This is a genomic window from Lysinibacillus sp. FSL M8-0337 (assembly GCF_038593855.1).
Taxonomy (GTDB): Bacteria; Bacillota; Bacilli; order Bacillales_A; family Planococcaceae; genus Lysinibacillus; species Lysinibacillus sphaericus_D.
The window spans coordinates 3366065-3379911 of record NZ_CP151996.1 but is presented as its reverse complement, the minus strand read 5'-3'; the positions used below and the strand labels follow the sequence as shown (position 1 = coordinate 3379911).

The 13847-nt window shown below is 38.4% G+C and carries 12 protein-coding genes; 9 read left to right on the top strand and 3 right to left on the bottom strand.

Annotation, left to right across the window (positions count from 1 at the left end; all coding sequences use genetic code 11):
* The first annotated feature begins 1 nt into the window (after position 1).
* The 4 genes from sppA to MKY08_RS16340 all read left to right on the top strand — a co-directional run bounded on the left by sppA (position 2) and on the right by MKY08_RS16340 (position 3396).
* The gene (gene sppA, locus MKY08_RS16355; protein WP_069513764.1) at positions 2-1015 is read left to right on the top strand and encodes a signal peptide peptidase SppA; all 1014 of its coding nucleotides are present in this window, start codon (positions 2-4) and stop codon (positions 1013-1015) included.
* A gap of 12 nt (positions 1016-1027) precedes the next feature.
* The gene (locus MKY08_RS16350) at positions 1028-1636 is read left to right on the top strand and encodes an RDD family protein (RefSeq protein ID WP_069513761.1); all 609 of its coding nucleotides are present in this window, start codon (positions 1028-1030) and stop codon (positions 1634-1636) included.
* Positions 1637-1874: 238 nt separating this feature from the next.
* A complete protein-coding gene (tpx, locus tag MKY08_RS16345; protein ID WP_024363789.1) occupies positions 1875-2378 on the top strand; it encodes a thiol peroxidase in 504 nt (167 codons plus the stop codon).
* A gap of 88 nt (positions 2379-2466) precedes the next feature.
* Complete coding sequence (locus tag MKY08_RS16340) at positions 2467-3396, top strand: class I SAM-dependent methyltransferase (protein ID WP_069513758.1); 930 nt, start codon at positions 2467-2469, stop codon at positions 3394-3396.
* A 48-nt stretch (positions 3397-3444) separates the two neighbouring features.
* On the opposite strand, the gene MKY08_RS16335 is transcribed toward MKY08_RS16340, so the two are convergent.
* The gene (locus tag MKY08_RS16335; protein WP_024363791.1) at positions 3445-3894 is read right to left on the bottom strand and encodes a universal stress protein; all 450 of its coding nucleotides are present in this window, start codon (positions 3892-3894) and stop codon (positions 3445-3447) included.
* Between the two features lie 298 nt (positions 3895-4192).
* Here MKY08_RS16335 and ald point away from each other — a divergent pair, with 298 nt between their 5' ends.
* Positions 4193-5308, top strand: coding sequence for an alanine dehydrogenase (gene ald / locus MKY08_RS16330; RefSeq protein WP_069513756.1), 1116 nt, complete (start codon positions 4193-4195; stop codon positions 5306-5308).
* A 383-nt stretch (positions 5309-5691) separates the two neighbouring features.
* On the opposite strand, the gene MKY08_RS16325 is transcribed toward ald, so the two are convergent.
* Positions 5692-6780 carry a Xaa-Pro peptidase family protein gene (locus MKY08_RS16325; RefSeq protein ID WP_069513980.1) on the bottom strand — a complete coding sequence of 363 codons (1089 nt, stop codon included), beginning with the start codon at positions 6778-6780 and terminating at the stop codon, positions 5692-5694.
* A 304-nt stretch (positions 6781-7084) separates the two neighbouring features.
* Between MKY08_RS16325 and MKY08_RS16320 the strand changes: the two genes are divergently transcribed.
* Together MKY08_RS16320 and MKY08_RS16315 are read left to right on the top strand one after the other, a co-directional pair.
* The gene (locus MKY08_RS16320) at positions 7085-7768 is read left to right on the top strand and encodes a metal-dependent hydrolase (RefSeq protein WP_069513977.1); all 684 of its coding nucleotides are present in this window, start codon (positions 7085-7087) and stop codon (positions 7766-7768) included.
* Between the two features lie 152 nt (positions 7769-7920).
* Positions 7921-9228 carry a DRTGG domain-containing protein gene (locus MKY08_RS16315; RefSeq protein WP_024363795.1) on the top strand — a complete coding sequence of 436 codons (1308 nt, stop codon included), beginning with the start codon at positions 7921-7923 and terminating at the stop codon, positions 9226-9228.
* Positions 9229-9313: 85 nt separating this feature from the next.
* Here the strand turns inward: MKY08_RS16315 and MKY08_RS16310 are convergent, their stop codons facing one another.
* Entirely contained in the window at positions 9314-9619 is a 306-nt protein-coding gene (locus MKY08_RS16310; protein ID WP_024363796.1) for a YtpI family protein, read from the bottom strand.
* Between the two features lie 90 nt (positions 9620-9709).
* Between MKY08_RS16310 and MKY08_RS16305 the strand changes: the two genes are divergently transcribed.
* Together MKY08_RS16305 and dnaE are read left to right on the top strand one after the other, a co-directional pair.
* Positions 9710-10657 (top strand): bifunctional oligoribonuclease/PAP phosphatase NrnA, encoded by a 948-nt coding sequence (locus MKY08_RS16305; protein WP_081328055.1) that lies wholly within the window; start codon positions 9710-9712, stop codon positions 10655-10657.
* A 19-nt stretch (positions 10658-10676) separates the two neighbouring features.
* The gene (dnaE, locus tag MKY08_RS16300; protein WP_069513752.1) at positions 10677-13760 is read left to right on the top strand and encodes a DNA polymerase III subunit alpha; all 3084 of its coding nucleotides are present in this window, start codon (positions 10677-10679) and stop codon (positions 13758-13760) included.
* Positions 13761-13847: the final 87 nt, after the last annotated feature.

The following is a 13847-nucleotide window of genomic DNA, read 5'->3' as shown; positions in this document are numbered from 1 at the left end:
TATGAATACAAAAAGGTGGATAGCCTTAGCAGTTGCAGCTGTATTATTAGTGTTTTCATTAGGACTTAACACGATTATGGCGATTTTTAAATCAGATTTCTTTAGTAATTTTGATAGCGTAATGGCTGGCAAAAATTTAGATGTATACGAAACGGTTATTGAAGGTGAAGATTATACAAAACGTATCGCATATTTGAAAGTGGATGGGACGATTCAAGATGTTGGGTCGAATACATTATGGCAATCCGTTGCTTACGATCACCAGTTTTTCTTAAATCAATTGGATAATATTTTAGCTGATGATACAGTACAGGGAATTGTACTAAGTGTGAATACTCCAGGTGGTGGAGTAAAGGAATCGGCAGAAATTTATAAGAAATTGTTAGAAATTAAAGAAGAGCGTCAAATTCCTATCTATGTGTCAATGGATTCTATGGCAGCGTCGGGTGGTTACTACATTTCAGCACCAGCAGATAAAATTTATGCACATCGTGATACAATAACAGGTTCTATTGGTGTCATTATGCAATCTATTAATTATCAGGAATTAGCCGAAAAAGTGGGCGTGAAATTTGAAACGTTTAAATCAGGGCAACATAAAGATATGCTAAGCCCTACACGTGAAATTACTGCAGAAGAACGTGCTATGATGCAAGATATGATTAATGAATCATATGAAGAGTTCGTTGATATAGTTGAAAAAGGGCGCAATATGTCTGAAGCGGATGTCAAAAAGGTAGCTGATGGTCGAATTCTTGGTGGTACAAAGGCACTTGAAGCAGGCTTAATTGACGAAATAGGCGATGAGCAAGCGGCAATTGCAGCTTTACGACAAGATTTTGGATTAGAGGATGCTGTTCTTTTCGAATACTCGTATAATCAAGGAGGCTTACCGTCATTAATTGGCATGAAAGTTGGTTCACTATTTGGTCCTTCGGCTGAAGAAAAAATGTTGATGAAAATTATGACGGAATATAAGGCACCAAAAATGATGTATTTATATGGTGAATACTAAGGAGGGCATACCATGACAAACAATGATTTCGTTTTGCAAGGGGCACCCTCGATAAGCCAAGAATTACTAGATAAAACAGTGACGCCTACAGTGATGACAAACTATCAATTGAAGACCGCAGGATTTTGGGTACGTTTTTGGGCATTTGTCCTAGATGGATTAGTTATTTCTGCTATTATAGGAATTGCTGTTAATCCAATATTTTACTTAATGGACTGGTCATTATCAGAATCGGTATGGTATGCACCTATCTCAATTATTTCAGCTGTTCTTTATTATTGTTACTTTGTCTTGATGACGAAATTTTTCGGGCAAACTTTAGGGAAAATGGCATTGGGGTTACGCGTTGTATCGCTGAAACAGGATAAACTACAATGGTCAGATGTGCTGTTCAGAGAATGGATTGGTCGCTTAATCAGTAATATCTTTACGCCGCTGTATATTTTAGTTGCTATTTTACCGGACAATCAAGGTATACATGATTACTTTGCTGAGACTACGGTTGTTCATGAAAAAGTGTATATAGCAAAAGAGACTGTGCAAGCAACGGTACAAACGCCAGCAACTATTCAGGAAGCCGCTAAAGAACCTGAAAAGTTGGAGGAAAAACCTGAGGAATGATCAGCAGGTAAAACACAACTTTAAGTGACTTTTAAATTTTTAATTTGTAAAGTGTTAGATGATTACAGTCATCTAACATTTTTTAGTAATTATCTTCAAAAATGTGTGTGAACAGTGTAAATAGGAGTGGTAGCTGACAAGCCATCACATTAATTGCATGAAGATAAGCTGTCCTAGTTGCAATTATTTCCCTACATTTAGTAAGATTATGTACATATGATGATTAGGAGGCGTTAACATGGCACAAATTACATTTAAAAAGGGTCCAGTAACACTAATAGGTAACGAAGTAAAGGTTGGAGACCAAGCACCGGATTTCACAGTATTAGCAAATGATTTATCACCTGTTTCTTTAAAAGATTCAGAAGGTAAAATTCGCTTGTTTAGCGTAGTCCCATCATTAGATACAGGTGTATGTGATGCACAAACGCGCCGTTTTAATGAGGAAGCTGCAAATTTAGGCGATGATGTAGTAATTTATACAGTATCAGTTGACCTGCCATTTGCTCAAAAACGTTGGTGCGGAGCTGCAGGAATTGATGCTGTTCAAACAGTTTCAGATCATCGTGACCTGTCATTTGGTGAAGCATATGGCGTATATATTAAAGAATTACGCCTTCTAGCACGCGCCGTTTTTGTGGTAGATGCAACTGGCAAAGTGACTTATGTCGAGTATGTACCTGAGGCTACAGATCATCCAAACTATGAAGCAGCAATTGCAGCAGTGAAAGCACTAGCATAATTTGCTTCTTTTAGGCTAAGATAATACTAGACAAAAGGGCTGTGACAGGTTTTGTCACGGCTCTTTTCTGCGTGAAAGGAAGTTATGTATGGAAAAAATTGAAAAACTATTTGGGATGCTGAATGAGCATGCAGAAAAAATAGAAAAAGAGCAAGATGCGACATTGCTTGAAGGTGTGCTTGATGGACTAGAGGCATGGCTTGATGGAGAAGTAGATTTCTCCCAACAAGGAGCAACGAAAGAAGATGTGCGTAAATCTATTCAAATTGCGATTTTAAAAGGGATGCGTAAAGGTTCCCAGCCAAATCATCAAATGACACCAGATACGCTTGGTCTATTAGTTGGTTATTTTGTTGAACAAATTTTTGCGGATCGATTAGAGAAAGAAAAGCTGACAATCATGGATCCAGCAGTGGGAACAGGTAATTTATTGTTAACAGTTATGAATTTACTTGATGGAAAATTAGAAGCATCAGGTGTGGAGGTAGATGAGTTACTTATCCAATTAGCTGCAGCAACAGCAGATTTAACAGAGCAACCAGTTTCTTTATATCGCCAAGATGCGTTGCAAGACTTATTGGTGGATCCTGTAGATGCGATTGTTTGTGATTTACCAGTCGGATACTATCCGAATGAGGAAGTAGCACTAGATTATGAGCTTTGTGCTTCTGAAGGCATGAGCTATGCTCATCATTTATTTATTGAGCAATCTATCAATTATACGAAAGACGGAGGCTATTTATTTTTCTTAGCGCCAACACATCTTTTTGAATCGGAACAGTCGAAGCAACTGCATAAGTACATCCAAAAGCATGCTTGGATTCAAGCGATTATTCAATTGCCAGAAACAATGTTTGCCAATAAAGCACTTGAAAAAAGTATTGTGATTTTACAAAAGCAAGGGGAAGCTTTTAAAGCCCCGAAAGAAGTATTATTGGCGAAAGTACCAAATATGCAAAATAAACAAGCGCTTGCAATGTTTTTTGAGAAAGTGAAGATGTGGCAAGAAGGAAAATAAAATAATAAAAAAGGTATCCAATTTTGGATACCTTTTTATGTATTGCGATTAAGCTTCTGGTGTACGGATAACAAGTACGTCGCAATTTGCAGAACGTACGATTGCTTCAGATACTGAACCGATTAGGAAGCGTTCTACTGCATTTAAACCAGTAGCGCCACAGATAATTAAATCTGCATCAACGATTTTAGAAAGCTCTTTTGTAATAATATTTTTAGGAGATCCATACTCGATTACAAGGTTTACGTTTGTTAAGCCTTCTTCTTCAGCTTGTTTTTTGTAACCATTTAATAATTCTTCAGAGAAAGCTTGTGCACGCTCTGCAATTGAACGGTCATATGCTTCAATAGCAGCGAATGAACGCGTATCAATAACATTTACTAGGTTTAAAACCGCACCTTCGTTACGTTTAGCAACGTCGATTGATTTACGAAAAGCGTACTCTGCCTCTTTAGAACCGTCTACTGCAACTACAATGCTTTTATAATGATTAGCCATTTGTATTACCTCCCTATTTGTATAATGATATTATATCAAATGATTTTCTAAAGGAAATACTTTCCGAAGAAAATTTGTGAAAAAGTGAAGGCATTTACTGTACAATGCCTCTTATCTCTTTAATAATCTAACTATTTGATATTTTATAAATATTGTAAATTTAATTAGTATTTGCTTTAATTAAAGCATTTTTTGCACATGTTTGGTAAGATGGAAATGCAAGGGGTGCATCATTTACGATGAATCGTATTTTGATGAATATTGCTTAGTTCATAGGTTATGAAAGGGGATTGGAAATATGAAGATTGGTATTCCAAAGGAAATTAAAAACAACGAAAATCGCGTAGCAATGACACCAGCAGGGGTTGTCTCCTTAACGCATGTTGGGCACGAAGTGTATATTGAAACAGGAGCTGGTATCGGTTCAAGTTTTACAGATGCAGATTACGTAGCAGCAGGTGCACATATCGTTGCGTCGGCAAAAGAAGCATGGGCTCAAGAAATGATCTTAAAAGTAAAAGAACCCGTAGCATCGGAATACGATTACTTTTATGAGGGACAAATCTTATTTACCTACTTGCACTTAGCGCCAGAGCGTGAATTAACGCAGGCATTAATAGAGAAAAAAGTTGTAGGTATTGCCTATGAAACGGTTCAACTTGGCAATGGTTCATTACCTTTATTAACACCAATGAGTGAAGTAGCTGGTAAAATGGCAACTCAAATTGGTGCGCAATATTTAGAGAAAAATCACGGTGGTAAAGGGATTTTACTAGGTGGGGTATCAGGTGTACAACGCGGTAAAGTAACAGTAATTGGTGGCGGAATCGCCGGAACAAACGCTGCGAAAATTGCAGTTGGTATGGGAGCAGATGTAACAGTTATTGATTTAAGTCCAGAACGTCTACGTCAATTAGAAGATATGTTTGGCCGCGATGTTCAAACATTAATGTCTAACCCATATAATATTGCAGAATCTGTGAAACACTCTGATTTAGTTGTCGGTGCTGTTCTAATTCCTGGAGCAAAGGCACCAAAGTTAGTTTCGGAAGAAATGATTCAATCAATGCAACCAGGTTCTGTTGTTGTGGATATTGCCATTGACCAAGGTGGAATTTTTGCGACATCTGATCGTGTTACAACACATGATGATCCAACGTATGTTAAGCATGGGGTCGTCCACTATGCTGTTGCCAATATGCCAGGTGCAGTGCCACGTACTTCAACGATTGCTTTAACAAATAATACAATCCCGTATGCATTGCAAATTGCCAATAAAGGCTATAAGCAAGCATGTATTGATAATCCTGCATTGAAAAAAGGTGTGAATGCATTAGAGGGGCATATTACTTATAAAGCGGTAGCAGAAGCACAAGGCTTGCCATATGTGAATGTGGATGAATTAATACAATAATAATGCATGACTAAAATAAATATATCTTGCGGTAGCTATTCGTTACGTATGGATACATCTGAACCGTAAAATGTCAAAAGAAGGATAGCAGTGTCCATTTTAAATAAGTGGATTAGCATTTTCCTTTTACAATAAATAAAAAATTAGAAGATAGCACTAGTTGTTGGTAGTGTAGGCGGTGACTCCTGCTCTGCTATATCAGACGTGGGCATTCCGCGATGTGGCTTACAGTGTCCCCGCGGAATGTCCCGCCATAGCGGACAACAACGATAGAGAAAAAGTGTTAGATTGACTTTAGTCAATCTAACACTTTTTCTCTTTTGTCACTGTGGAAAAGAATCCATAGAAACTGAGTTATCCTCTACATCGTAAAATACCTTGTCTTACAGTACGATTAAGTCTTTAGGGAATTTTGTTAATACTTCCACACCATCTTTTGTAACCACGACATCATCTTCAATACGAACACCTGTCACATCAGATTTGTAAACACCAGGTTCGATTGTAAATACCATGCCTTCTTCCATCATCATGTCATTTGTTCCTGTAATAGATGGGAATTCATGAACGGAAATGCCAAGCCCATGACCAAGTCGATGTGTGAAATATTCACCAAATCCTGCGTCTGTAATAGTATCGCGCGCAATTTTATCTAAATCCATTGCACGTACTCCAGGCTTTACAGCTGCAATGGCATTGGTATTAGCCGCTAATACAGCATGATAGATTGCCTTTTGTGGAGCAGATGGTTCACCAAAAGCTACTGTACGTGTAATATCAGAGCAATAACCATCGTAAATTACCCCTAGATCAAATAACACCATATCGCCTTTTTCGATTTTACGTGAACCAGGTTTACCATGTGGTGAAGCCGATTTTGGTCCACTTAATACCATTGTTTCAAAGGACATTTTACAGCCTTTTTCTTGAATAGCACTTTCAATAGCAGTTAAAATCTCCATTTCAGTTTTACCTTCGGCAATTTCTTTACAACCTACTTCAATCGCATAATCGGCAAGTTGAGCCGCTTTGCGTAGCTTATTTAACTCATTTTCATCTTTAATCACACGCATGGCATTAATTTTTTCATCAAGGCGTACGAATTGAGCTTGTGGAAATGATTGTTGTAAAGCTTCTAAACGTTCTACGATAAGCTGTGCTTTTTCAATCGCGAATGTTGATGGATTTACGTTGCGCTTCTTAATCGCTTGTGCAAGAACATCCATAGCATTATCTGTATCTTGATGACCGATTATTTCATATGACCAGCCGGCAGCTTGTGCATCTGGGATTTCCATTTGTGGACAAATTAAAAAAGGTTGTGCTTCTTTAAAAATCATCACACCTAGTAATCGTTCGTGGGGATTACTTTTAAAACCTGATACGTAATAGACATTATCGGGAGTCGTTACGAATGCGGCATCAATTTGATTTTTTTGTAAATAGTTTTGGATTTCTTGTACTTTTGACATCATCCATTTCCTCCTCATAATTGCATCTAGTTTTTTGCTGATGTTAGTTTAAAACATCATTTTTCAAGTGGCTTCATTAGGTAGCAATGCAATGCTTACGTTTATTTGGAGCACCCGCAGCGCGGTTATAACAAAAAATGATTTAGCACGACGTTTCTTTTCTCGGCATGTACATGTCAAAGGAAAAGCTAGCACTATAGCACTTTTCATATCCTGTACAAGCATATCAAAAAAAGGGAAAAAGCGCATGGATAGCGAATTAAAAGATGGAGCAAATATTATGCGTGTTGGGAGGAACGTTTTTATGCAAATTAGTTATCATGGTCATTCTGTCGTTAAAATTCAGACAAATGATCAAACAATTTTAATTGACCCTTTCATTAATGGAAATAGCCAAACCGATTTGAAGGTTACAGATGAGGCACCAGATATTATTTTACTTACACATGGGCATAATGATCATGTAGGTGATACGGTGGAACTTGCTAAGAAAAAGGATGCGCTTGTTATTGCACCAAATGAATTAGCAAACTGGATTTCATGGCAAGGTGTGAAAGCGCATCCAATGCATATTGGTGGAGCAAAACAGTTCGATTTTGGGAAGGTGAAGTTTACACAGGCTTTCCACGGCTCCTCTTATATAACAGAAGACAATGAAATCATTTACATGGGAATGCCTGCCGGCGTGCTATTATTTATCGAGGGATTAACGATTTATCATGCGGGGGATACAGCGCTATTTAGTGATATGAAATTAATTGGTGAACGTCATCCGATTGATATAGCCTTTATTCCAATTGGAGATAACTTTACGATGGGCCCTGAAGATGCTGCATGTGCTGTAGAATTTTTAAAACCAAAAATTGTTGTACCGATACATTATAATACATTCCCTCCAATTGAGCAGGATCCGCAAATTTTTGCAAATTTAGTGCAAAATGCAGAGGTTCAAATTTTAAAAGCTGGTGAAAAAGTAAACTGTTCCTAATCATTTACGGTGCTGTACTATAATAATTGACACCACGTGCGTAGTTGAAATAATAGGAAACGTTAAACATTTTACACCTTTATACTCAATATTTTCTCAAAAAATATGGTACACTAAGAACAGAATTCATTGCTTGAGAAATAGGTGATATTTTGTCAACAAAACATGAGAAGATTTTACAATACATCGAGTCACTACCCGTGGGCGATAAAATTTCAGTACGACAAATTGCAAAAGAGATGCAAGTTAGTGAGGGAACGGCTTACCGCGCCATCAAAGAAGCGGAAAATCGTCGGTTAGTAAGTTCTATTGAGCGTGTCGGAACAATTCGTATTGAGAAGAAAAAGAAAGAAAACATCGAACGGTTAACATTTGCAGAAATTGTTAATATTGTAGATGGCCAAGTGTTAGGTGGTAAAACAGGTCTACATAAAACATTAACAAAATTTGTAATCGGTGCGATGCAATTAGAAGATATGATGCGTTATACAGATGCTGGTAGCTTACTTATCGTCGGAAACCGTATAAAAGCGCACGAAAATGCGCTACGTGCAGGTGCTGCTGTATTAATTACCGGCGGCTTTGACACAACAGATGACAATAAGCAACTTGCCGATGCATTGGATTTACCGATTATTTCTACTAGCTATGATACTTTTACCGTTGCCACGATGATTAACCGTGCTATTTATGACCAGTTAATTAAAAAAGATATTTTATTTATTGAGGATATCTATGTACCAATGGTTGAGACATCGGTGTTACGCAATGATGAAACGATCCATCATTTCCACAAGTTGAATGAGCGTACAACACATGGTGCATTCCCAGTAGTAACTGCAAACAATAAATTGGTCGGAATGATTACTGTTAAAGACGTTATTGGTAGGGAAGAGGACGAGCTGATTGAAAAGGTTATGACGAAAAATCCAATTGCTGGTTCAATGAAAATGAGCGTCGCGTCTGCAGGACACCGCATGATTTGGGAAGGAATCGATTTACTGCCGATTGTCAATGACGATAATGTTCTACAAGGGGTTATTAGTCGTCAAGATGTGCTTAAGGCATTGCAACTGGCACAAAGACAGCCTCAACATGGTGAAACAATTGATGATTTAGTAAAAAATGAGATGAAAGTACTAGGTGATGAAGATTTAATCGTTGAGTTTAAAGTGACACCGCAAATGACAAACCAATATGGGGCTATTTCTTACGGAGCATTTACAACTTTACTAGCCGAAGTTGGATCATTTGCATTAAAGCGTCGAAAACGTGGCGATGCAGTGGCAGAAAACATGACGATTTATTTCATTAAGCCTGTTCAAATGGAGAGCACACTTACTGTTAAACCTCGCATATTAGATATGAGTCGGAAGTTTGTTAAGATGGACTTCGAAGTATTTAATGAGCAGATGCTTGTCGGTAAGGCGATGATGATGTTCCAGCTATTGGAGCGCTGATTACACAAAAAGGGATGGCCTAGTGCAAATACTAGGTCATCCCTTTAATCGTTATGTTCAATAATATGTGCCAGACATTTAGGAATTAACGGTTGATACGATATTCTTCATCCACAAATTGACCATAGTGGCGAGCTTTTTTAATATTTTCTACAATAACAAAGATGCCTAATATCACAAGAATTGCTACAATGATAAATGTAAACATTCCAGGGAATAAGTAAGCTTGGTTCAAAGAAAATGCAAGTATAAAGGAACCAAAGCCTATATTCGCCTTACTTTTGTACCAATTTTTAGCAATAGGTAATGGAGAACGGAACTGTTTTGTTTTAAAATAAAAATAAAAGACAAATGATATGATAATTGCGAAGACAAAAATTAAATTGAGCATAGTAAACCTCCTAGCATAACTAGACATTATTGTAACGATTATTGAAGAAAAATGCTAACGGTTATTACTATCATTTTGGGGGAAATCATTTTGAAAAGACAAATCATCGACACAATTGCTGCATATGAGACAATCGTTATACATCGCCATGTGCGTCCTGATCCGGATGCGTACGGATCACAATTAGGGTTAAAAGAGTTGATTTTAGCCAATTATCCCGATAAAAAAGTGTACGCTGTAGGCCAGCATGATACGTCTTTATCGTTTTTAGCAGAGCCCGATCAAATTGCGGATGCTGTTTACGAAAATGCTTTAGTTATTGTGACAGATACAGCGAATACGGAGCGTATTGACGATCAACGCTATACAAAAGGTAAGATGGTTGTAAAAATTGATCATCATCCGAATGACGACCAATACGGCGATTTATTGTGGGTAGATACAACAGCAAGTTCGTGCAGTGAAATGATTTATGAGCTTTTTGAAACAGGTAAAGAAACATTAGATTGGCGACTATCGGATGCCTCTGCTAGATTATTATTTGCTGGAATTGTAGGAGATACTGGGCGTTTCCAGTTCCCAAGTACGACCGTAAAAACATTTAAAGTGGCAGCAGAACTCATTACATATCATTTTGATCGAAATCAAATTTTCGATGGGATGTATGAAATGGAACAAAAATTATTAACTTTACAAGGTTATATTTATCAAAACTTCATAATGGATGAACATGGAGCGGCGTATGTTAAACTGACAAAGGAATTACTTGCTGACTTTAACGTTGTGCCGTCAGAGGCATCTCTATTAGTCGGTTGTTTAGGCAGTGTAAAGGGAATTTGTGCTTGGGTTATATTCATAGAAGAGGAAGACCAAATTCGAGTTCGTCTCCGTTCTAAAGGTCCGATTATTAACACATTGGCAAAGGAATTTAATGGTGGGGGACATCCTCTTGCTTCAGGGGCAACTGCCTATTCATGGCAAGAAGCAGAGCTTGTCGCGGCACGTTTACAAGAAATTTGTCAATCATATCATTCGTAATTGAAAGGCGGGGATTCTTTTGACACATGTATATACACAAATGCATACGAGCGCGGATTTATTGCAAAGCACGATTCGGCTTGAACAATTGATCCCTTTTTTACAAGAGCAAAATACGCAGGCCTGTGCAATTGTCAATTCGAAATTGTACGGGCTTTTGCCTTTTTGTCAAGCGATGCAGCAAGCAAATATCCATGCGGTAATAGGGCTTACAATAAAGGTGCAGTGGGATGAAAAAACAATCCCGCTTGTGCTGTATGCGCAAACACAGGAAGGTTATCAGCATCTACTAAAGATTAGTAGTGCTGTTTCTATTCGACAAGACGAGGTATTGCCTTGGAAATGGCTTGAAGGCTATGCGGCAGGATGTATAGCATTACTGTCAACGATTGATATAGCCGATAGTGCAGAGTGGCAAGCAATGACAAGTGCGCTACAGCAAGTGTTTGGAAAACGTCTATATGCAGGGATTGCAAGACCAGGAGGAATAATAACAGACAATGAAGCGATGATTTCGCAGTGGTGTGAAGCCGAAAATATTGCCATTGTAGCTACGCAGCGCTGCTATTTTTTACGACCAGAAGACCATTTTGCTTATGAAGTGGCCAGAGCAATCGATACAGGGGAAAAGCTTCAAAACACGATGCTTACAGCGCATTTAGAAAACTATTTTGTACCAACAGAGGAACAGTGGAAAGGTTGGTTTAACGATCGTTCAGAATGGCTTGAAGCAAGTGCCAGCATGCTGGCTAGCTGTGTAGCAAAAATTCCAGAAACACATGTTCAAATGCCTACATTTCCTGTACAAGAGGGGGAAACAGCCGAAAACTTGCTTGTCAAAGAGGCATTTTTAGGGTTAGCTGCACGTTTGAAAGTGTCTGAGCTACCTATAGTTTATCGAGAGCGACTACAATATGAGCTTGAAATCATCTGTTCAATGGGCTATGCTGATTATTTTTTAATTGTTGCAGATTTTATGCATTTTGCCAAAGAACAGCGTATTTTAACTGGACCAGGTCGTGGATCTTCCGCAAGTTCTCTCGTTGCTTTTAGTCTCGCTATAACACAGGTCGACCCACTCGCCTATGGTTTATTATTTGAACGCTTTTTAAATCCTGAGCGTGTTACATTGCCTGATATTGATATTGACTTTGTGGACAGTAAACGACATCAAGTCATTCAATACGTCGTACAAAAATATGGCAAGGCTAATGTCGCACAAATTATTACTTTTGGTACTTTGTCTGCAAAAGCAGTGGCGAGAGATGTGGCGCGTGTGTTTGGGTTTGAGGCTGAAGTGATGGAAAAAATATCGAAAATGATACCCAATAAACCAGGGATGACTTTACAAAGAGCAGTTGCAGAATCACCAAATTTTCAAACTTGGTTAGCGGAAAATGAATATCATCAACGTTGGTATGAAGTGGCATTAAAACTAGAAGGCTTGCCGCGAAATTCCTCTACCCATGCGGCGGGTGTTGTGTTAGCACCGACACCTTTAGTGAATACAATTCCAATTGAAGATGGACATGATGGTGTGTATATTACGCAGTGGCCAATGGGTGATGTGGAGGCGCGTGGGCTTGTAAAGATGGACTTTTTAGGTTTGCGCAATTTAACAATTTTAGAGCAAGTACGTTGGTCTATTTATAAAGCTGGGGGACCATGGATAGAATTTGACCTTATTCCAATGCATGACGAGCTGACGTTCCAATTGCTTCAAAAGGGTGATACAGTTGGTATTTTTCAGCTAGAATCAGAAGGGATGAAACAAGCATTACGTGATATTCATCCAAGCCATTTTTCAGATATTGTAGCTGTCAATGCACTTTACCGTCCGGGACCAATGGACTTTATCCCTGTGTACGCTAGAAGAAAAGCAGGCAAGGAGCAAGTGTCGATGCCCCATCCGTTACTGGAACCTATTTTACGCGAAACATTTGGTGTTATTGTTTATCAGGAGCAAATTATGCACATTGCAGCAACGATGGCAGGTTTTACAATGGGGCAGGCGGATTTATTGCGTCGGGCGGTGAGTAAGAAAAATCGTGATATTTTAGACGAGCAACGAGCTGCCTTTGTCAATGGGGCATTGAACCAAGGGTTTGATCGACATATTGCAGAAGATGTCTATGCGCTAATTGTCCGCTTTGCAGACTACGGCTTCCCAAAAAGTCATGCTGTTGCCTATAGTGTCATCTCATATCAAATGGCGTATTTAAAGGCGCATTATCCGCAAAGTTTTTATGCTGCATTATTAACGAATGCAACGGGAAATGCGGAAAAAATTCAGCAACTAGTAGCGGAAGCGAAAGATAAAGGAATTCCATTTTATCCACCTTCGCTGTTGCACAGTACAAAATTCTTTTTAGTTGAAAAGGATGGAATTCGCTTTAGTTTATCCGGCGTTAAAGGTGTGCCACATACGTTTATAGAGAAGATAGTGGCAGTGCGCAAAACAAATCCAGAAGCTTTTCATAATTTATTTGATTTGGCAGTCGCTTTAAGTGCACAACATTTCAAACCAAAAGTAATGGAAATTTTAGTTTATGCAGGTGTGCTTGATTATCTAGGAAAAGATCGTGCGGTGCTCATAGCTACTTTAGAGGCAGCGCTAATGCATGCAGAACTGTTGCGCCCAACAGAAGATGTAGATATTGAAACGGCAACTGCCTTTACTTTTGGGAAACCGAAGTATATGCAAGCAGAAGCGATGTCCCAGAAGGAAAAACTCCAGCATGAAAAAGAAAGTCTAGGCTTTTATATATCAGCTCATCCTGTTTCAGAAGTAAGAAATTACTGGGCAGATGTGAATATTACATGTGCAGAACTGAAGCATGCACGTGAGGGAATGTATGTCAAAATGATTGGTCTGATTGACGAAGTAAAAAAAATCAGAACGAAAAAAGGAGAGCAGATGGCTTTTGTCCAACTCCAAGATGAGTTTGGTACAGTATCTGTGACATTATTCCCGCAAGTATTTCAACTCGTACAGGAAATATTGTTGGAAGATGGGTTCCTATATATTGAGGGCACGCTGGAAAAACGTTTTGGGAAACCACAAGTGAAAGTAAAACATGCACAATCGACTGAAAAATTATGAAATTAAACAAGAATTTAGAAACTGCATAGAATTCTATGCAGTTTTTTCTTTACTTTTCATCAGTTATTTTGTAAGATATAGTCAATG

Coding starts and splice junctions, on each gene's coding strand:
- sppA (WP_069513764.1), top strand. CDS start 2: ATGAATACAAAAAGGTGGATAGCCTTAGCAGTTGCAGCTGTATTATTA.
- MKY08_RS16320 (WP_069513977.1), top strand. CDS start 7,085: ATGCAAATTAGTTATCATGGTCATTCTGTCGTTAAAATTCAGACAAAT.
- MKY08_RS16310 (WP_024363796.1), bottom strand. CDS start 9,619: ATGCTCAATTTAATTTTTGTCTTCGCAATTATCATATCATTTGTCTTT.
- tpx (WP_024363789.1), top strand. CDS start 1,875: ATGGCACAAATTACATTTAAAAAGGGTCCAGTAACACTAATAGGTAAC.
- MKY08_RS16350 (WP_069513761.1), top strand. CDS start 1,028: ATGACAAACAATGATTTCGTTTTGCAAGGGGCACCCTCGATAAGCCAA.
- MKY08_RS16325 (WP_069513980.1), bottom strand. CDS start 6,780: ATGTCAAAAGTACAAGAAATCCAAAACTATTTACAAAAAAATCAAATT.
- MKY08_RS16340 (WP_069513758.1), top strand. CDS start 2,467: ATGGAAAAAATTGAAAAACTATTTGGGATGCTGAATGAGCATGCAGAA.
- ald (WP_069513756.1), top strand. CDS start 4,193: ATGAAGATTGGTATTCCAAAGGAAATTAAAAACAACGAAAATCGCGTA.
- MKY08_RS16335 (WP_024363791.1), bottom strand. CDS start 3,894: ATGGCTAATCATTATAAAAGCATTGTAGTTGCAGTAGACGGTTCTAAA.